General features: G+C 35.7%; 15 protein-coding genes, 1 pseudogene and 1 riboswitch. Of the genes and pseudogenes, 9 read left to right on the top strand and 7 right to left on the bottom strand.

All coding sequences use genetic code 11. The features are described from left to right. Window positions 1-378: 378 nt before the first annotated feature. Both NKR74_RS10920 and NKR74_RS10915 read right to left on the bottom strand, forming a co-directional pair. Complete coding sequence (locus tag NKR74_RS10920) at window positions 379-1,221, bottom strand: SDR family oxidoreductase (RefSeq protein ID WP_098309805.1); 843 nt, start codon at window positions 1,219-1,221, stop codon at window positions 379-381. A gap of 79 nt (window positions 1,222-1,300) precedes the next feature. Then, a pseudogene (locus NKR74_RS10915) lies at window positions 1,301-1,684 on the bottom strand (amidase family protein); the annotation flags it as partial. Between the two features lie 361 nt (window positions 1,685-2,045). Here NKR74_RS10915 and secY point away from each other — a divergent pair. Continuing rightward, entirely contained in the window at window positions 2,046-3,350 is a 1,305-nt protein-coding gene (gene secY, locus NKR74_RS10910; protein ID WP_253629547.1) for a preprotein translocase subunit SecY, read from the top strand. Between the two features lie 148 nt (window positions 3,351-3,498). Here secY and NKR74_RS10905 read toward each other — a convergent pair whose 3' ends face one another. After that, a complete protein-coding gene (locus tag NKR74_RS10905; RefSeq protein WP_098309808.1) occupies window positions 3,499-4,416 on the bottom strand; it encodes a DMT family transporter in 918 nt (305 codons plus the stop codon). A 148-nt stretch (window positions 4,417-4,564) separates the two neighbouring features. Between NKR74_RS10905 and pdxR the strand changes: the two genes are divergently transcribed. Next, window positions 4,565-6,001 (top strand): MocR-like pyridoxine biosynthesis transcription factor PdxR, encoded by a 1,437-nt coding sequence (pdxR, locus tag NKR74_RS10900; protein WP_098309809.1) that lies wholly within the window; start codon window positions 4,565-4,567, stop codon window positions 5,999-6,001. 15 nt (window positions 6,002-6,016) lie between these two features. On the opposite strand, the gene NKR74_RS10895 is transcribed toward pdxR, so the two are convergent. The 4 genes from NKR74_RS10895 to NKR74_RS10880 all read right to left on the bottom strand — a co-directional run bounded on the left by NKR74_RS10895 (window position 6,017) and on the right by NKR74_RS10880 (window position 8,520). Continuing rightward, window positions 6,017-6,514 carry a DUF421 domain-containing protein gene (locus tag NKR74_RS10895; protein ID WP_253629546.1) on the bottom strand — a complete coding sequence of 166 codons (498 nt, stop codon included), beginning with the start codon at window positions 6,512-6,514 and terminating at the stop codon, window positions 6,017-6,019. A gap of 140 nt (window positions 6,515-6,654) precedes the next feature. Next, entirely contained in the window at window positions 6,655-7,026 is a 372-nt protein-coding gene (locus NKR74_RS10890) for an ArsR/SmtB family transcription factor (protein ID WP_098309811.1), read from the bottom strand. Then, window positions 7,027-7,446 carry an SRPBCC family protein gene (locus NKR74_RS10885; RefSeq protein ID WP_098309812.1) on the bottom strand — a complete coding sequence of 140 codons (420 nt, stop codon included), beginning with the start codon at window positions 7,444-7,446 and terminating at the stop codon, window positions 7,027-7,029. Between the two features lie 195 nt (window positions 7,447-7,641). Beyond that, entirely contained in the window at window positions 7,642-8,520 is an 879-nt protein-coding gene (locus NKR74_RS10880; protein ID WP_253629545.1) for an SDR family oxidoreductase, read from the bottom strand. 225 nt (window positions 8,521-8,745) lie between these two features. Here NKR74_RS10880 and NKR74_RS10875 point away from each other — a divergent pair, with 225 nt between their 5' ends. The 7 genes from NKR74_RS10875 to ppsA all read left to right on the top strand — a co-directional run bounded on the left by NKR74_RS10875 (window position 8,746) and on the right by ppsA (window position 19,087). Further along, window positions 8,746-9,198: a PH domain-containing protein gene (locus tag NKR74_RS10875; RefSeq protein WP_098309814.1), complete on the top strand. Its 453-nt coding sequence runs from the start codon at window positions 8,746-8,748 to the stop codon at window positions 9,196-9,198. A gap of 45 nt (window positions 9,199-9,243) precedes the next feature. Continuing rightward, window positions 9,244-9,777 carry a nucleoside-triphosphatase gene (locus tag NKR74_RS10870; protein WP_253629544.1) on the top strand — a complete coding sequence of 178 codons (534 nt, stop codon included), beginning with the start codon at window positions 9,244-9,246 and terminating at the stop codon, window positions 9,775-9,777. 216 nt (window positions 9,778-9,993) lie between these two features. Continuing rightward, window positions 9,994-10,114, top strand: a riboswitch (glycine riboswitch). A gap of 107 nt (window positions 10,115-10,221) precedes the next feature. Beyond that, window positions 10,222-11,589 (top strand): alanine/glycine:cation symporter family protein, encoded by a 1,368-nt coding sequence (locus NKR74_RS10865; protein WP_253629543.1) that lies wholly within the window; start codon window positions 10,222-10,224, stop codon window positions 11,587-11,589. A gap of 248 nt (window positions 11,590-11,837) precedes the next feature. Further along, window positions 11,838-12,800, top strand: a complete 963-nt coding sequence (locus NKR74_RS10860) for an AAA family ATPase (protein WP_098309817.1) — start codon at window positions 11,838-11,840, stop codon at window positions 12,798-12,800. Further along, a complete protein-coding gene (locus tag NKR74_RS10855; RefSeq protein WP_098309818.1) occupies window positions 12,800-14,005 on the top strand; it encodes a DUF58 domain-containing protein in 1,206 nt (401 codons plus the stop codon). The genes NKR74_RS10860 and NKR74_RS10855 overlap by 1 nt, the downstream gene beginning before the upstream one ends. 9 nt (window positions 14,006-14,014) lie before the next feature. Beyond that, window positions 14,015-16,243 (top strand): transglutaminase TgpA family protein, encoded by a 2,229-nt coding sequence (locus tag NKR74_RS10850; RefSeq protein ID WP_253629542.1) that lies wholly within the window; start codon window positions 14,015-14,017, stop codon window positions 16,241-16,243. A gap of 243 nt (window positions 16,244-16,486) precedes the next feature. Continuing rightward, complete coding sequence (ppsA, locus tag NKR74_RS10845; protein WP_253629541.1) at window positions 16,487-19,087, top strand: phosphoenolpyruvate synthase; 2,601 nt, start codon at window positions 16,487-16,489, stop codon at window positions 19,085-19,087. Window positions 19,088-19,427: the final 340 nt, after the last annotated feature.

The following is a 19,427-nucleotide window of genomic DNA, read 5'->3' as shown; positions in this document are numbered from 1 at the left end:
TTTGTTCTTTATAGATCCGATATATAGCTAAACCATCAATGTTAGTAAAGTTTGAATCATATTCAGTATACTGGACAGGTACATTTTTTCAACCTTTCCATTAAGGTAGAAAGCCGTAAAATATATAATTTCAAATTAATTTTGCATAAAAGGTATAAATATCGCTTATTTTTAAGTTGTCTTTGACTTTTCACATTACTATACCTTGCTTTTGCTAAACACTTATTACAACATTTTATCTAATTTCATTGAAAGGGTAAAATTATAACAATAAAAAACCATCACAAAGGTACGCTCTTAGATGATGGTTTTTTATTGTTTGGTGTGGGGGAAATACCCAGTTTGAATAATAACAATTAATATTAGTTTTGTAAGTATTTAGCCGTTTACAATTTCCCCACCATTCACGTGTAGAATTTGCCCTGATATGTAAGATGCATCATCGGAGGCCAAGAATACATAAGCAGGTGCCACTTCAAACGGTTGGCCGGCTCGCTTCATAGGAACATGGTCTCCAAATGTGGCAATCCATTCTGGAGGTAAGGAAGATGGAATTAATGGAGTCCAAATTGGTCCTGGGGCCACACCATTAACTCGAATCCCTTGCGAGGCCAGTGACAATGACAGCGAGCGTGTAAATGAAACAATGGCTCCTTTAGATGCAGAGTAGTCAATTGCGTCTTGATCTCCATGATAGGCACTAAGGGATGTTGTATTTATTATGGAGCTTCCTGAATTCATGTATGGTAAAGCAGCTTTCGTAATAATAAACTGCGAAAAAACATTTGTGTGAAAGGTGCTTGCTCGTTGATTCGAGTCTACATTAAGTAGACCGTTCCTTATGTATAGTACACCGGCATTATTCACCAAAATGTCAATACGACCAAACTGGTGAATCGTTCGCATTACAGCTTGTTGGCAATGCTGCTCATACCCAATATCACCTGGAATGGTAATGCAACTACGGCCGTACTTTTTGACATAGAACTCCGTTTCTTTTGCATCGCTGTGTTCATTTAGGTATGAGATTGCAATGTCTGCACCCTCTTTCGCAAAGGCTACAGCGACGGCTCTCCCAATTCCACTATCCCCACCAGTTATAAGCGCCACCTTATTTATAAGCTTACCGGCTGGTTTGTAATTGGGGTTATCAAATATAGGTCTGGGTATCATTAATGATTCAATGCCAGGTTTACTTTGTTGTTGAGGCGGGAAACCCATCACATACACCCCTCTCGGCTTTTTTCTATAATGTATATGATATTCAAGAAAATATATCCTTTTCAAAAAATTAAATGGAGGAAGTGAGGGTGTAAATTACAGCGACTGCAGCAACAGAACCGGAGCTGGATTCACCTACCAAAAATTCTCCAGGTCCATAAGGATTAAAAGTTTGTCCTCCTCTTGCGCTATACCCAGCCCATATTTTTAATGACATTCCATTTGCCAATTCTGTCATATTTGTTTTACTGAGAATAATCGCTCCTGCATCTCGAAGCTTTTTCACTAAATACGCATCTTTTTGACTCACATGATTTTTTAAAACGAGCATACCAGCACTTATATGCATTTTATCGCCTTTTGCAATCCGGTATAAATAATACATAACAAGTTCTCTTGATGTGAACTTACCATTTTCCATTGCTTCTTGAATCATTGTAATTGTTAGTTCTTCTACATTCATAATTATGTAAATGAAATTCCATATAGTGAACCCCTTTGTTGAATTGTAAAACATAATTTATGTTCGTTATCAAATATGAAATTCTCTCTTTTCCATAAAGGTAATATAAAAAGTATACCTCTCGTATTTCTCATTCTTTTCAGCCTTATCTATGTACAAATCCTCATTTTATAGTTATATTATGGTTATTGAGTTGTTACGAAAATACAACCATCGCTTTATTTTATATCCATAAACTGTATGAAAATCCATTTGTCATAATGAATTTTATTTGGAAGGAGGTTTGCAGTTTATACGTGAGGATATAAATACCAGTTTTTCTTTACTTAAAATAACTGGTGAAAATATAGGAGGCGACATAATGTTTCGTACAATTTCAAACTTTATGAGAGTAGCTGAGATCAGAAACAAAATCCTTTTTACTTTAGGGATGTTAATCGTTTTTCGGATTGGCACATTCATTCCAGTTCCTCATACTAATGCTGAGGTATTAAAAATACAGGATCAAACAAATATTTTAGGAATGCTCAATGTATTTGGCGGAGGTGCCTTAAAAAACTTTTCAATTTTCGCAGTTGGCATCACACCGTATATTACAGCTTCCATCATCGTACAGTTATTACAGATGGATGTCGTTCCTAAATTTGCAGAGTGGGCAAAGCAAGGTGAAATGGGTCGTAAAAAATCAGCTCAATTTACCCGCTACTTTACAATTGTTCTTGCATTCATTCAGTCGATAGGAATGTCTATTGGCTTTAACAATATGGCAGGTGGACAATTAATAACTGATCCAGGTTGGAAAACCTACTTATTAATTGCTACCGTATTAACTGCTGGTACTGCGTTTTTAATGTGGCTAGGTGAACAAATTACTGCAAATGGAGTAGGCAATGGAATTTCAATTATTATTTTTGCAGGACTTGTGGCAGGAATTCCAAGTATTATGAATCAAATATACTTACAACAAATTCATAATGCTGGAGATCAGCTCTTTATGCATATTATAAAAATTGTATTAATTATTTTAGTCATTTTAGCAATCATCGTTGGTGTAATCTATATTCAGCAAGCAAATCGGAAAATTCCTATTCAATATGCAAAAGCTTCTACTGGGAACAATCCGTATCAAGGAGCAAAAAATACACACTTACCTCTTAAGGTAAATAGCGCAGGTGTCATTCCAGTTATCTTTGCTTCAGCATTTTTAATGACGCCGCGGACAATTGCACAGCTATTTCCAAACTCTGCAGTGTCCAAATGGATAAATACAAACTTGGATTTTACACATCCAGTTGGAATGTTTCTATACATTGGCCTCATTATTGCTTTTACATACTTTTATGCCTTTATTCAAGTAAATCCTGAACAAATGGCGGAAAACTTGAAAAAGCAAAATGGATATGTTCCAGGTATCCGACCAGGGAAAATGACAGAGCAATACGTAACAAAAATCTTATATCGCTTAACTTTTATTGGGGCAATTTTTTTAGGAACCATTTCTATTTTACCAATTATATTTACAAAAGTTTCTGATTTACCCGCTTCTGCTCAAATCGGCGGAACAAGTTTACTCATTATTGTCGGTGTGGCACTAGAAACAATGAAAACGTTAGAAAGCCAGCTCGTGAAACGCCACTACAAAGGATTTATAAAGAAAGTAAATTAACGATAAATACAATAAAGGCCTATCGTAATGTTATGTGATATCAAATCCATAACGTTATACGATAGGCTTTTTATTTTCATAAAAATGGCTTTCTTTTGAAATTAATCTGCTAATTCACAACTTAATCACGGATTAGGTAAAAGAATTATCACATCTCTTTTTTCAATAGCTTCCCTTGTCTCCAATACAATTCAAGTGTGGATCGATTCGCCATAAAAACACCAATCAAAATGAAACAAGCTCCAATTCCCATTTCTGGTTTAATTGGTTCACCTAAAAATATATATCCTGTTATAACAGCAATTAATGGCGAAACATAAAGCCAAGTAGATGGAAATACAGGGTTGGTTTTGGATAATAGCCAATAGTATAGGCCATGCCCACCTATTGAACCTATAAATATTAAATACAGAATCGGCCATTGAATGTTCCATGAAGTTAAGACAGATAGATTCGGATGTTCTAATAAGAGAGAACAAACAATTAGTAACAGACCTCCATACAACATTTGAATGCCATTAATTAAAAACGGTGAGACATTTGATAAATCTGATAAAAGTTCCTTTGAACGGATCGTACCCATTCCGTAGAAAAATTCTCCTACTAATATAACAAGGCAAGCAATGCTCCACATATAAGAAAATTGCTGCTGCAACCCTGGTAAAGAAATACATACTACTCCTATAAGAGCCAGTACAAGGGCAAAAAGTTGTTCCCTTCTCAATTTCATTTTCGTTCGTTTCGTTTGAAGCAATAAAATCATCATTGGACCTGTAGCGGAAAGAACAGCTGCTAATCCCGATGAGATATACTGCTCTGCCCAATATAAAGTTGCAAAGGTCATAAATGTAAGACAAAAGCCAGCAAATATAATTCTTTTTGTTAAAAGGTATGGTATGACTTGTTTCCGTTTCACGATAAAAAACATGATAACGATTATACCGGCAAAAAAGAAACGAATCCCCGCTGAAAAAAGTGGTGGTGCGCCTGCTGCGATTCCGATTTTAATCGTTAAAAATGTCGTCCCAAAAATAATACAAATAAGAAGATAATTAAAAATAACCATAATGCTTCCTCCCTTTCATTGTTGAAATGAGTATAGAGGAAACAGTGTATAACAGTACATCAAGCTATATAACAGTTGTATGAATTTTCTGTTGATTATAAAGTTTTTTTCAGTTTAAATGAAAATAAAAAGAAGATTAGGTGAGATAATGAAAATTGTACTCCGAAAAGAATCTAATATACCGTTCTACCAGCAAATCTACGAGCAAATCGTTCAGCGTATTCAAGGTGGTATGTTAGCAGATGGAGACCCCCTTCCTTCTCTACGTATCATGGCAGATGATTTAAAAATAAGTGTATTGACGGTTCGGAAAGCATATAAACAGCTTGAGACAAAAGGTTATGTATACATACAACCAGGAAAAGGGGTTTACATAAGGGGAAAAAGAAATACTCCTCTAAACATACATGCTGCTTATGACTGGCAACATATGAAAGCTGTTAATGTGATAAGGTCTCAATATATTATCAATCGCCACAAAAAATTTTATGATTTTTCTCAGGCCATTCTCTACCCACGTCTTTTACCTAATCCGTTTCTATCAGGCGAAATGCAAAAAATACTAGACAGAGACAAAATGATTTTGGCCACATACGGACCTGTACAAGGTGATGAAGAACTTCGCATGGAAATTAGCAAATATTTAAAAGACTATCAAAGATTAACAGCCGATCCTGCTCATTTATTAATTACAAGTGGTGCCCAGCAAGGCATTGATTTAATTGCTCAAACATTATTAAAGCCTGGGGACACAGTAATAGTAGAAAGTCCGTGCTACGGTGCTGCAATTGATGTGTTTGTTAACAAAGGAATCAACGTTATTCCTGTTGAGCTTGATGAACAAGGCATCCGTTCTGATTTATTAGATGAGGTGTGTCAAAAGAATAATCCAGTTTTGTTATACGTGAATCCTGCCTTTCATAATCCTACTGGAATATTAATGAGTGAACGAAGAAGAAAAGAGCTTATAGAACTAGCAGAATTTTATCATTTTTTTATTATTGAAGATGACTCTTTTGGTGAGATCTATTTTAATGATATTGAGCTTCCGGCTCCTATTAAACATTTTGATAAGAACGGTCATGTCATTTATTTAAAAGGATTCAGTAAAACGTTAGCACCAGGGCTTCGTATTGCAGCATTAGTCGCAGAAGGGCCTGTATTTGATTGGTTATATGCTGCGAAAGCATTAATGGATATAGGTAGTCCACTAATAACGCAAAAAGCCATTCTACCTTTTTTGCGGACAGAAAGAATGAAGAATCATTTAGAAAAACTACGAACTGCCTTACAAATGCGTCGGGATGCTACGATAGAAACACTTGCACCCTTAACAGATATACTTCATTTTCAAATACCACAAGGTGGCTTTAACTTATGGATTTCCCTTCCGGACTCAATGGATTCATTTGCATTACTTAAAAAAGCAAATGAAGTTGACGTTTCTTTTTTACCAGGAACAGCTTGCTTTGTTCACGAGTCAAAACACGAGTATATGCGTATCAGCTATTCTATGCTAAATGATCAAGATTTAATTGTCGGACTACAAAAACTACGTGAGATAATTTTCGATTTTCAAAAATAGGCATAATTATATTCCTTATTCTTTAGAAATGTATTGACGCAGTACCTTTTCTAGCACTTCACGAGTAACCGGTTGAGTTTGAGCAGTTAATTGATATCCGATACGACCATTTGGCTCTGCAGTTACTTGCTGTAATGTTTGAATGTCATGAATCCCCTGTACTCTTAGATGCATAAATAATTGCTGTTCTGTCATTTTGGCGCGTTTTAAATTGTTCTTTAAAAGCTCTCCATCTTTAATAAGAACGATATTATCACCATTTAGAAATTGTTCCACCTTTCGTGATTTCATTTCTAAATAATGAATTATAAGTAAAATCCCAGAAAATATACATGTAGCGAGTATAGTTGGTCCTATTTTCTTATTTAACACTGGTTCTACAATAATTCGCCCAATAGATACAACGATAATAATTTCAGCTCTCGTCATTTGACTAAGAGTTTTACTCCCCGTTAACTTTAAACCGAGGATACCTGTAACGATTAGTATGATGCTTTCAAAAACAATATTCATACAGTCCATTCCTTTTACAGCAATTTACACACAGTATTACCATTTTCAAATTAATCTTAATCCTGTTTATGAAATATAAAAGAGTATGTTTAAAACAAATTGTTCCAAACATACTCTTTTTCATTTAGAAGGAAACTCTCTTATTCCTCTTGTTTATCCAATTTTGTTTCAACAATTTTTAATCCACTGTTCTCTCCATTTTCAACCACATGTTTCAAAATAGATAATTTATTATTCCAAAATTGTTCGTAAAATGAAAGCCACTGCTTTAATTCTTGTAAAGGTTCTGGCTGCAGCTGATAAATTTTTTCTCTCCCTACCTTCTTTCCACTAACTAGCTTTGCTTCTGAAAGAATGTGAAGATGTTTTGTAACAGCTGTACGACTAATCGGAAAATGAGATGTTATTTCTGAAATAGGCAATTCTTTTTCTGCCAGTAACCGAAGTACCTCTCTACGAGTTGGATCAGCAATTGCTTGGAATACATCATAAGTTTCTGCTGATGGAGACATTTAGCCTTCAATAACCTTTTTAAGTTTTTCATTAACAATGCCAGTCCAACCATATGCCATTCTCTCGCGAATAATAGCACTTTTCTCATTCGCTTTCGGAAGAATAAAGTCAGGGTCTTTCCAACCGCCATGAATGAGTGTAAATTCTGTCTTATCTCCTAAATCTTTCAAAATAAAGGAAACAATCCAACCGTCTGTATCCCACGCAAACGAAAGGTGATGAGGCGCATCTATTTCTAATACTTTACATGGAGATGGACCAAAAGGTGATTGAATATGAAATTCATATCCTACTTCTGGCTGAAAATCATTTGGCATAAACCATAATGCAATACCTTCTGCAGTTGATACTGTATCCCATACTTTTTGAATAGGTGCTTCTAGCACAATAGTTTGCTTAATGTCTTGTAATGTATTCATATTACTTTACCTTCTTTCCTAAATTCAAAATAAAACCTTTTGGTTTCACTTCCATAGAATATAACACCTTATGGTTGCATGTCAATGTTAATTAACCTTTTAGCAATCATTTGAATATTGAAGACGATTGAAATAAATAAAAAACCCGTATGATTACGAGTTTTATCTATTCTTTCCTAAATCAATGGAAATTCTTTATAAAGTATGTTTTACATGTTCCTCAAAATATTTTCCCCAATCAGGCTGTCTTCCATCTATATCTTTAAATCCATATTCTCTTGCTAATTCCCATGAACTAAGCGCTTTACCTGTTTTCTTATGTACATTAGGATCACTCGCTAAAGCAGCAATTGCTCTTCCAATAAAAAATGGTGTTTCTGATGCAATGAAGTGCGGATCTTTTTTTGCTCCTTCTTGCCAATTTTCTTCTGTGACACCGAATATATCTAACATAGCTTCAGAACGTAAAAATCCTGGACTGACTGCAACAGATGTTATGTTGTAGGGAGCTAAGTCTCTTGCCATTGCTTGTGCTAAATGAATTGTCGAAATTTTAGCGAGACTATAATACAAATTCCCTCGATACTCATAATCAACACCATCTGTAATTTCAATAACAAGCCCTTTCTTATTTTTCACCATAAGCGGGACACCGTAGTGACTTGTTATCATATGAGAATGTACAGCAGTTGTTTGTATTTGGATTCCATTATCTAAATTATGCTCCCAAAATGGTACATTCCATTCTGTCAGCGGATCGCCTCCCCATACATCATTCACTAAAATATCTAACTGTCCATTCTGTTCTTTTTCAATCTTCGCAAATAAAGCTGCAACATCTTCTTTCACCGTATGATCGACGCGAACTGCAATTCCTTTTCCACCTTGTTTCGTTACAAGTTCAGCCGTTTCTTCAATTGTCTCCGTTCTTCCCATGGATGATAAATTTCCTTTTGTACTTCTTCCTGTCACATATACAGTAGCACCGGCTTCACCAAGCATCATCGCAATGCCTCTTCCAGCACCGCGTGTTGCACCAGCTACTACTGCAACTTTTCCTTGTAGTGATTTCATAAATGTCTCCTTTGCTTAGTTTTAATTACATTCAATTTCAAAAAACGAACATCTTTCCTCTTCATTCTGCCATCTAATTTCTACATAAACTACCTTTTTTCAATATTTAGCCCTTAATGTAACATATTCTTAATTATACACATGAAAATGTGGTAATATTTGTATGCAACTCCCAAAGTCATCATTTCTAAAAAAAGTATATCAAATAAAGGAGAAGTTGATGAAATGAGATGGAAAGTACGACGAGATCGAGGATATTGGTATATGATAATTGGAGCTACCTTATTATGTAATGTACTCCTTTCTCTTCCGCTTTGGCTAGATAAATCATTAACCTCTGTGGATTGGTTCATCATTTCGAGCATCCTCTTTATATTTGATTTATTTATGTTATGGATCATTTTCGGGATTCGCTATGAATTGCGAGAAAAGAGTTTATATGCAAGATGCGGTCCTTTTTGGTGCAACGTTCCCTATGAAAATATTACAAAGATTCATCCAACTGATGATATGCTTATGGGGTTTCGCCCAGCGGCTGCACTTCACGGTGTAGAAATTCACTATCCAAATGCCATATTTGGCAGTGTCAAACTATCACCAGAAAATGAAGAATTGTTCATACAAACCTTACTTGCTAAGTGTCCTCATATACAAAATAGTGAAATGAAACATTTCTAATTCAACAAGTAGTTACTCTTACGACACAGGAGGATGTATTTCTTTATGGGAAATCATTTTTTTCTAACTGGCAAGCCGAGAGTAGGTAAAACTACGGTTTTAAAGAAAATAATAAATGCACTTGGAATAGAAAATTTTGGAGGGTTTTATACCGAAGAAATCGTAGAGAACTCTAATAGAACTGGTTTTAAAATTATCTCCCTTGACGGAGAAGAATCAGTGATTGCAGATATTAATTCTAAAAGCGATATTAAAGTTGGCAGATATGGCGTAAATGTTTCCGAATTTGAAAGTATAGCTATTCAGTCTATTCAAAATAACGCAAAGAAGATTATAGTGATAGATGAGATTGGACCTATGCAAATCGCATCTCCAAAATTTCTATCTACTATTAATCAATTTATGCAAGGTCCTCAAACTGTGTTAGGAACAATATACTATGATTCTCATCCTAAAATAGATGAAATAAAGGCTAATAGTGAAATGACAATTTATGAATTAACGCAGAAAAATTATAATGATGTGCTTACTAAAATGATATATGAATTACGAAAGACAAGCCTTTTTCAGCCTAAATAAGCAGTTAAAAATCATTAATATATAAATATTAATTATGAATCTATATATTTTTAATTCTTGACTTAAAATATAAATCATGATTATAATAACTCATATTAATTTCATAGCATTCGGATGAACCATACAGGAGAAGATCTTTTGATCTACCGATGGGGCAAAAAGCTGGTCGGACAGCTTTGAAACTCTCAGGTCTTGTATTCAAGTAGAACTGTATGGGGACGAATCTCTGGAGAGACTCCCTCCTATTGCATAGCAAAAAGGAGGAAACAGAGCACCGAAGGAGCAAATCTGCTATTACAGCGGATAATCTCTCAGGTAAAAGGACAGAGACAAGCAACAGAAAATACCGATTCCCGAATCGGTTTATTTTTCTATTCCTTGTATCTCCAGAGACCATTTCGTTTATATGAAATGGTTTTTTATTTTTTGTAAAGGAGAATAAAGATGGAAACAGTAAATCAAGTTTTAGAAGTAATCAATCATTACGTATGGGGGCTACCTACACTGTTACTGCTTGTTGGAACAGGAATCCTCCTTACCGTACGCCTACGAGGCTTACAATTTGTTAAACTATTATATGCACATAAGCTAGCATTCGGAAAATCAGAGGACAAATCTTCTAAAGGAGACATTAGCCATTTCCAAGCATTGATGACTGCTATGTCAGCCACAATTGGTATGGGGAATATCGCCGGCGTTGCAACAGCAGTGTCTATTGGGGGACCTGGCGCAATATTTTGGATGTGGATTACCGCCTTGTTTGGAATGGCAACAAAATATTCGGAAGCGATTCTTGCGGTAAAGTATCGCATTCATGGAGCTAACGGTGAATACTCTGGTGGCCCCATGTATTACTTAGAACGTGGACTAGGAAAGAAATGGCTAGCTATATTATTTGCTATTTTCGGAACAACAGCTTCATTTGGAATCGGAAATATGGTGCAATCCAACTCTGTTGCTCAGGCCATGAAAATTAATTTTTCCGTATCACCTATTGTGACTGGAATTCTAATGGCGCTTTTCATCGCAATAGTCATTTTAGGCGGAGTCAAAAAAATAGGAAAAGTAACTGGTTACTTTGTTCCGATTAAAGCTTTCTTTTATATACTTGCTGGACTTATAATTATTTTTTATCATATAGATCAAATTCCAGAAGCATTTCAGCTCATCTTTTCAGGTGCTTTTAACGGCACTGCAGCTGCTGGCGGTTTTGCCGGAGCAACTGTTGCTTCAGCTATTCAAATTGGGATGGCACGAGGTGTATTTGCAAACGAAGCGGGACTTGGAAGCGCACCAATTGCAGCTGCTGCTGCGAAAACGGATTCCCCCGCTAAACAAGCACTCGTATCTATGACTGGTACGTTCCTTGATACATTTGTCGTATGTACGATTACTGGTCTAGTACTTATTACAACAGGCGCTTGGAATTCTGGTAAAACAGGTGTTGAAGCGACGACATTTGCATTCCAAACTGTATTTGGAAACGCCGGAAGTATGATTCTTGGCATTGCAATTATTTTATTTGCTTACTCAACGATGTTAGGCTGGTCATATTATGGTGAAAAATGTGTGGAGTATTTATTCGGCCGTAATGCTGTTCGATACTACCGTTTCATTTTTGTTGGTATGGTCGCATTTGGAGCAAATTTAAAACTAGGACTTGTTTGGACGTTTTCTGATATTGCAAACGGACTAATGGCAATCCCAAATTTAATTGGTCTTATTGGATTAAGCGGGATTGTTGTTACAGAAACAAAGCTCTTTTTACAAGGAGAAAAATCGAATAATTCTAACAATCGGATTGCAAGTTAATCAAATTGAAAAGGCTATATAGTGTTTATTTATTCACTATACAGCCTTTTCGTATTGAACCATACTTCATGTGCATATCACCTAGAAACAACACAAAATATTTTAAAAATGTAGAGTAGGATTTTCCTAGCAGGTATAGAAGTTATAAAGTAATTAAAAGGGACAATCACCTCTTAGATTAATTCCACTGTAGCATATCCAAAGATTCAATTCTTATTTACATAGATCATAAAATTAGGAGGCATACGATGACACACCTTGATTCGTTACATCCAATTGTTGAAAAGATAATCAACAATATCGAAAAAGTGATGGTCGGAAAACGAAAAGAAACCATTCTTACCTTGACAGCTCTTTTAGCTGAAGGTCATGTGCTATTAGAAGATGTTCCAGGTGTCGGAAAAACAATGCTGGTACGCACCCTTGCTAAATCAATCGATGCCGATTACAAACGAATTCAATTTACACCTGATTTACTACCGTCAGATGTAACAGGTGTTTCTATTTATAATCCGAAAGAGCTACAATTTGAGTTCAAACCAGGACCAATTATGGGGAATTTCGTACTTGCTGATGAAATTAACCGTACATCACCGAAGACACAATCCGCCTTACTGGAAAGTATGGAGGAAGGCAATATTACAATAGATGGTATAACTAGACCTCTACCAAATCCATTTTTTGTAATGGCCACACAAAACCCAGTTGAATACGAAGGAACATACCCTTTACCGGAAGCTCAGCTTGACCGTTTCTTATTAAAACTAAAAATGGGTTATCCTACAGCAGAAGAAGAATTTGAAATTTTAAACCGTATGGAAAAAACAAATCCACTCTCCCATTTACAGGCTATTATTACAATAGAAGAATTGCTGAAATTAAAGCAAAGCGCACAAGAAATATATATAGAAAAGGCAATCAAGCATTACATCGTAAAACTCGTCAATCAAACTCGTTATTATAGTTCTATACAGTTAGGAGCAAGTCCCCGAGGTTCTATCGCTTTAATGAAGGCTTCACAGGCTTATGCGTTCATCCACAACAGGAATTATGTTATTCCGGATGATGTTAAATTTTTGGCCCCGTATGTTTTAGCTCATAGACTCATTCTAAAAATGGAAGCAAAATTTGAAGGAATAACAGGAGAAAAAGTCATCGCAAAAATTGTCGCACGAACTTCAGTGCCGACTCAAAGGACGATAAATCCTTGATGAAAAAGCTACTACGAGCAGTTTATAACATTGGAAAGTTATTGATAATTCCTTTATTCCTTGTCTTAACATTTTTATATGCCATGATACACGGAGGATTTGTAAGTTGGTTTTTATTTTATAGCACTCTCCCTTTTGGCTTCTATTCAATGCTGCTTCCCTTTTACGCTTTGCGGGATGCTGAAGTAAAACGCACAACAAATCAAAAGGAATACATAGCCGGAGAACAATTTCGAAGCACTATTATAATAGAAAGAAAAATCCCTTTTCCCTTACTTTATTTAATTATAGAAGATGAACTTCCTCCACAATTTAAAAATTATAAACAAGCAAAGGCTGCCAAAGTAATACTATTTCCAGGATTCAAACGAAAGATTTCGTATCAATATGTAATTAACACAATCCCGAGAGGAGAACACACTTTTTCAAATGTACGTGTAAAAACCGGCGATATATTCGGTATTATTGAAAAAGATATCATGTTTTCAGTTCCTAATACATTTTTAATCTATCCTCAATATATGAATATAAATTATAAACAATTGGAAAATCATTTCGAACAAGGAGCGCTCTCAGCAAACATAAATTTAACAAAAGATTCTACAGTCTCAGTTGGTGTCCGACAGTATAAACCTGGTGATCGCTTTTCATGGATCGATTGGAAAGCAACCGCTCGAAAAAATAATATTATGACGAAAGAATTTGAACAACAGCGGAGTCAAGATGTCATGATTTTTATGGATAGAACTCCATCTCCCCTATTCGAGTCGATTGTTACGTTTACAGCCTCTCTCGTCAGAGCTATCTTAAAACAGAATTCACCAGCATCATTCGTATCTGTCGGAAAAGAACAGACTGTTTTCCCTTTGCACAACGGAGATACGCAGCTGCAACAAATCTTTCGTCATTTAGCAAAGGTGCAAGCAGACAGTATATTCCCGCTCTCTCAAACTGTAGAAATGGAATTAAGAAAAATGTATCAACCAGTAACAGTTATACTCGTGACAAGTGATCTTTCTCCCGACATTTTAAAAACAGCTGAAGGTTTGGCATTAAAAAATAGAAGGCTGATAGTGTTTGTCGTGAAAGAAAAAGCGAACCAATTCTCAAATCGTGAACTAAGTATATTAGAAGCACTGCAAAAACGAAAAATATTTGTAAAAGCGGCTTATGATAATCGTTATACAAATGTGTTTTTTGATTGAGGTGAACAAATGATGACACTACGTACAAAAAAACAATGGGATATAAGTAGATTCCTCATGTATTTATGTGGGTTTCTTATTTTACTAGAGTGGTTAAGACCACTTATAGGTGTTACGAGTATGGAGAGATTAGATATTTTTGCAGCATTTATAGGAATTTGCTTCTCTCTCTCCTTTTTACAAACAAGATGGCAAATTCCAGTAAAAATTGCAGTTATTTTATTCATTATTCATTCCCTATATTATAAAGGTACTTTTATTAATCCATCTTGGATGACATCATTCTTTTCTGATATTTTCCAAAATATCACTCTTCTCTTTCAAGCAAATTGGCAAGGTCTTTCCGCAGTTTTTCGCACCTGTTTATTTTTTCTATTGCTCTGGTTTTTATGTTCTCTCATCTCTTATTGGATGATTCGTCAAAAACATGGACTGTTATTTCTTATATTGACTATTATTTATATCACGACTTTTCATAACTTACACTTATACAACGCAAATCATGCAATTATTCGCACCGTTGTCATCGGTTTTTTTATGCTTAGTCTCCTTCATATCGAACAGATAAAAGCGCATGAGCACTTACGACAGTATTCCAAACTGATATCTAAATTACATATACCACTTGCTATATGTATTGTATTATCCGTAGCCATCGCATATTTTGCTCCAAAGTTTGGCCCTCAATGGCCAAATCCTATTACTTTTTTAAAATTCGATACAGCTGCAACAAGTAAGAAAGCTGAAGTTTCAAAAATCGGATATAGTGTAGATGACTCTCAACTAGGTGGCCCTTTTAAGCCAGATGATACAATTGTTTTCACAGCACAAACGCAAAATAGTCAATATTGGAGAGTAGAAACAAAAGACTTTTATACCGGAAAAGGCTGGGAAGTTTCTGAAGCACCAAAAAAAAATTCTTTTAAGAATAAAAACAACGTAGTGAAATGGTATGAATCGAATATAAAAACGAGTACAGCTGTAGCAACAGTTAACATGCAAAAAAGTTATCCTCATCTTATTTATCCCGCAGGATTAGTGTCAGTTGAAGCTGTTTCAGATGTATCATTCAGCGTTGATCCGTTTTCAGAAAAAATTTATACAATGAAAGAAGGATCTTCTACCTCTTTAAACAAATATAAAGTGACTTATGAAATTCCTCAATTTTCCGTAGAAAAATTGAAAGCTGTAAAAACGGATGAGAGTATGGAGACAAGTCCTTATTTCATGGCAAAATATACACAACTTCCCGAATCATTACCACAACGAGTAAAAGACTTGGCAATACATCTTACAAAGGATAAAATCACTCGATATGATAAAGTATTAGCTATCGAAAGTTACTTCGTAGACAATTCCTTTGTATATGAAACAGAACATGTTGTGGTACCTGGCAAAAACCAAGATTACGTAGATCAATTCATTTTCGATACGAAAAGCGGATACTGTAATAATTTTTCAACGTCCATGATTGTATTACTTCGTTCTGTTGGTATTCCCGCGCGTTGGGTGAAGGGTTATACCGAAGGCACTCTTGACGATACAATAGTTGATTTAGAGGGTGATAGCGTCTATAAAATTACTAATAATGATGCACACTCTTGGGTGGAAGTATATTTTCCAGGATACGGCTGGGTCCCATTCGAACCAACAAAAGGATTTAGCAACCCGTATAACTTTACAAACGACGCTCCGGCTTCCGGTTCACAAAATAGTGAAGTGATTAATCCTAACAATGAACAAATACAACAGCGAAATAATGAAGCGAAACACAAAAATCTAATAGAAAATACCGAAGAATCCTCTACCAAAAAGATGACGAATTCTAAAAAAGACTTTTCTTGGTGGTACTTATTCCTCACTATTATATCAATAAGTATAATTAGCTACATTCTCTTTACTACTAGAATGAAGTGGCTTACATTTTTCGTGATTTTCCTCTATAAATACCGAAAAGGTAATGCTGTTTATCCAAAGGCTTACGAGGCACTCTTAAAACAATTTGCGAGAATAGGTATTCCCCGCAACGAAAGCCAAACATTACGTGAGTACGCACTTCGTATAGATACGCTTTACAACTCAACTGATATGCAACAACTTACTCTTAGTTATGAGAATGCTATGTATCAAAAGGGACAGGCCGCATTGGAATGGAGAAAATCTGTTCGATTATGGGAACAACTCATGAAAAAAGCAGCCTCTCTGCCTAAATCAAATGACTTCGATGTAGTGATTTAATTTTGATAAAATAAATGGAAAAAATTTGATTTTAACCATATTCATTGTGGGCTAAAAGGCATATGAGCTACTTTCGAGTGGATGAACCGAGGCATCAGTTTACTACTGTATGGTAAGGTTTAGCTATTTTTTGAACTCTTCCTAATTTAATTATAACATATAAAAAATGGTCAATATAGACTATTTATTCTCATTTACTACTGCTAAAATCAATAGAACATTAATGGTTAGGAGAGATGTAGAATGAGTTCTTTGGTTTTCGGTTTTCAGGAGATAGAAAAAACACAGCTTTTGCTCGTTGGCGGAAAAGGGTTAAATTTAGGGGAATTATCAAAAATTGAAGGAATACAAGTACCAGAAGGATTTTGTGTCACAACAGTGGGATATCAAAAAGCCATCGAACAAAACGAAACGTATCATGCTTTGTTAGATCGACTAACAACGCTAAAAGTAGAAGATCGAGATCAAATTGGTGAAATTAGCAGGAAGATTCGACAAATCATTATGGAAGTAGAGATTCCTTCCGATGTTGTGAAAGAAGTTACTCACTATCTCTCCCAGCTTGGTGATGAACATGCTTATGCAGTGCGTTCTAGTGCGACTGCTGAAGATTTACCACATGCCTCTTTTGCTGGTCAACAAGACACCTATTTAAATATCATCGGCAAAGAAGCAATCATGCAGCATATCAGCAAATGTTGGGCTTCCCTATTTACGGATCGCGCGGTAATCTACCGTATGCAAAATGGATTTGACCACAGTCAAGTTTATTTATCCGTTATCATTCAAAAGATGGTTTTCCCACAGGCTTCAGGAATTTTATTTACTGCTGATCCGATTACTTCTAACCGAAAGTTGCTATCAATCGATGCCAGTTTTGGACTTGGAGAAGCACTGGTCTCTGGCTTGGTATCTGCCGATTGTTATAAAGTACAGGAAGAGGAAATCGTCGATAAGATGATATCAACCAAAAAATTGGCTATCTATGGACTAAAAGAAGGCGGAACAGAGACACAGCAGATCGATCCTAATCAGCAAAAGACTCAAACACTTACTGAACAACAAATTTTACAACTAGCACGCATAGGAAGACAGATCGAAGCTCATTTTGGTTGTCCACAAGATATCGAATGGTGTTTAGCTGATGATACATTTTACATTGTCCAGAGTCGTCCAATCACGACTCTTTTCCCCATCCCTGAAGCGAATAATCAAGAAAATCACGTTTATGTATCTGTCGGTCACCAACAAATGATGACCGATCCCATAAAACCACTGGGATTGTCATTTTTCCTGTTAACGACTCCTGCTCCTATGCGTAAAGCTGGTGGGAGGTTGTTTGTTGATGTCACACATCAACTGGCTTCATCTATCAATAGAAACATTTTATTAAATGCCATGGGACAACACGATCCGCTCATGAAAGACGCACTTATGAACATTATTGATCGAGGAGATTTTATAAAATCGTTACCAAATGATAATAAAGCACCAAATCCCAGAAGAGGCAATACAGATATGCTAGCACAAATCGAAAGCAATCCATCAATCGTTTCTGATTTGATTAAGCGTAGTCAAACATCCATAGAAGAGTTAAAACAAAACATCCAAATGAAATCAGGATCAGATTTATTTGATTTTATTCTAGAAGATATTCAGGAATTAAAGAAGATTTTATTTGACCCACAAAGTTCAGCTGTATTTATGGCTGCCATAAATGCTTCATCATGGGTCAATGAAAAAATGAACGAGTGGTTAGGTGAAAAAAACGCAGCAAACACGCTTTCTCAATCTGTACCAAACAATATTACTTCTGAAATGGGTCTAGCACTATTGGATGTCGCAGATGTAATTCGTCCTTATCCAGAAGTAATTGATTATTTACAACATGTAAAAGATGATAACTTTTTGGATGAACTGGTTAAGTTTGATGGTGGACAGGAAGCTAGAGACGCTTTCTATGCTTTTCTCAATGAATACGGAATGCGATGTGCCGGAGAAATCGATATTACTAGAACTAGATGGAGTGAAAAACCAATTACACTTGTCCCCATGATTCTGGGTAACATCGAAAACTTTGAGTCCAATGCTAGCCATCGGAAATTTGAGCAAGGGCTACAGGAAGCTTTGAAAAAAGAACAAGAGTTATTAGATCGATTGAAGCAATTACCGGATGGTGAACAAAAAGCCAAAGAGACAAAACGAATGATCAGCCTAATCCGGAATTTCATTGGTTATCGTGAATATCCAAAATACGGCATGATTAATCGCTACTTCATTTATAAGCAGGCTTTACTAAAAGAAGCCGAACAACTCGTAAAAGCGGGCGTTATTCGTGAAAATGAAGATATATACTATCTCACTTTTGAAGAACTTCACGAAGTTGTACGCACAAATAAACTAGATTACCGGATCATCAGCAAACGAAAAGACGAATACAAATTATATGAAAAACTTACTCCCCCACGTGTTATCACGTCTGATGGTGAAATCATTGCAGGTGAGTACAAACGAGAAAATCTCCCAGCCGAAGCGTTTGTAGGTCTGCCAGTTTCTTCCGGAGTTATAGAGGGAAGAGCACGTGTCATTTTAAGCCTAGAAGATGCTGATTTGAAAGATGGAGATATATTAGTCACCTCATTTACAGACCCTGGCTGGACACCATTATTTGTATCCATAAAAGGTCTAGTCACCGAAGTCGGTGGACTGATGACCCATGGAGCAGTTATAGCACGCGAATATGGCTTGCCAGCAGTTGTCGGAGTGGAAAATGCTACCAAAATGATAAAAGATGGGCAACGAATTCGTGTGCATGGAACAGAAGGGTATATCGAGATATTGTAATTCCTGAATAAATCTAGATTTAATTAGTAGCACCGCTCCAGTGGATACTAGAGCGGTGTCTCACAATCTTTCAATTGGGACAAAAAATTGAAGCCAACTTTTTCGGTGGTGCATACTTAAAAATGATAGTTACCGATCCAACTCCACTCAATACATTAATATGGCCGACTTTCCAAATGTGGAGATCGGCTTTTTTATATAAATTTGTGAATGCTATCACTTAAACTATAGGGTACTTTTTTGGAGTAACGAAAAAAGTCCAATTTCTCAATTTTAATACTGAGAAATTGGACTTTTTAATATTATAATTTCCTTAACGTTGTAAATCCGCATTTTCCTG

The sequence above is a fragment of the Bacillus sp. 3103sda1 genome (assembly GCF_024159135.1).
Lineage (GTDB): Bacteria > Bacillota > Bacilli > Bacillales > Bacillaceae_G > Bacillus_A > Bacillus_A rhizoplanae.
Note: the sequence above shows the minus strand (reverse complement) of the source record. Positions and strands in the feature narration are given on the sequence as shown.

Coding starts and splice junctions, on each gene's coding strand:
- NKR74_RS10920 (WP_098309805.1), bottom strand. CDS start 1,221: ATGGGTTTCCCGCCTCAACAACAAAGTAAACCTGGCATTGAATCATTA.
- NKR74_RS10875 (WP_098309814.1), top strand. CDS start 8,746: ATGAGATGGAAAGTACGACGAGATCGAGGATATTGGTATATGATAATT.
- NKR74_RS10860 (WP_098309817.1), top strand. CDS start 11,838: ATGACACACCTTGATTCGTTACATCCAATTGTTGAAAAGATAATCAAC.
- NKR74_RS10850 (WP_253629542.1), top strand. CDS start 14,015: ATGATGACACTACGTACAAAAAAACAATGGGATATAAGTAGATTCCTC.
- NKR74_RS10855 (WP_098309818.1), top strand. CDS start 12,800: ATGAAAAAGCTACTACGAGCAGTTTATAACATTGGAAAGTTATTGATA.
- NKR74_RS10890 (WP_098309811.1), bottom strand. CDS start 7,026: ATGTCTCCATCAGCAGAAACTTATGATGTATTCCAAGCAATTGCTGAT.
- ppsA (WP_253629541.1), top strand. CDS start 16,487: ATGAGTTCTTTGGTTTTCGGTTTTCAGGAGATAGAAAAAACACAGCTT.
- pdxR (WP_098309809.1), top strand. CDS start 4,565: ATGAAAATTGTACTCCGAAAAGAATCTAATATACCGTTCTACCAGCAA.
- NKR74_RS10880 (WP_253629545.1), bottom strand. CDS start 8,520: ATGAAATCACTACAAGGAAAAGTTGCAGTAGTAGCTGGTGCAACACGC.
- NKR74_RS10905 (WP_098309808.1), bottom strand. CDS start 4,416: ATGGTTATTTTTAATTATCTTCTTATTTGTATTATTTTTGGGACGACA.
- NKR74_RS10885 (WP_098309812.1), bottom strand. CDS start 7,446: ATGAATACATTACAAGACATTAAGCAAACTATTGTGCTAGAAGCACCT.
- NKR74_RS10895 (WP_253629546.1), bottom strand. CDS start 6,514: ATGAATATTGTTTTTGAAAGCATCATACTAATCGTTACAGGTATCCTC.
- NKR74_RS10870 (WP_253629544.1), top strand. CDS start 9,244: ATGGGAAATCATTTTTTTCTAACTGGCAAGCCGAGAGTAGGTAAAACT.
- NKR74_RS10865 (WP_253629543.1), top strand. CDS start 10,222: ATGGAAACAGTAAATCAAGTTTTAGAAGTAATCAATCATTACGTATGG.
- secY (WP_253629547.1), top strand. CDS start 2,046: ATGTTTCGTACAATTTCAAACTTTATGAGAGTAGCTGAGATCAGAAAC.